We start from the raw sequence: 305 nt of genomic DNA on the forward strand, positions 1-305 counted from the left end.
GCAGTATCACGGTACGCAATGACCAGACCCTGAAAGTCACCCGTGACCACACCGTGAATACCGGCCGTGATGACGCGCTGACTGTGGCAAATGACCGCAAAGTAACAGTCGACGGCAGCCAGGCGCATAAAACCACGAAAGACCACCTCAGCCTGGTGGAAGGTAACCACAGCCTGGAGGTCAAAGGCGACCTGGCCCAGAAAGTGGCGGGTGCGCTGGGCACGGATGCACAGGGCGATATCGTGCTGCAGAGCAATACGAAAATCACGCTGCGGGTGGGAAGTTCGTTTGTGGTGATACACCCC

General features: G+C 58.0%; 1 protein-coding gene. It reads left to right on the forward strand.

What is annotated here, in order from left to right:
* Window positions 1-305, forward strand: a 305-nt coding sequence (locus MES37_RS24620) for a bacteriophage T4 gp5 trimerisation domain-containing protein (protein WP_443108005.1), incomplete at both ends; no start/stop codon positions are given.

This window comes from Buttiauxella sp. S19-1 (assembly GCF_022134725.1).
Taxonomy (GTDB): domain Bacteria; phylum Pseudomonadota; class Gammaproteobacteria; order Enterobacterales; family Enterobacteriaceae; genus Buttiauxella; species Buttiauxella ferragutiae.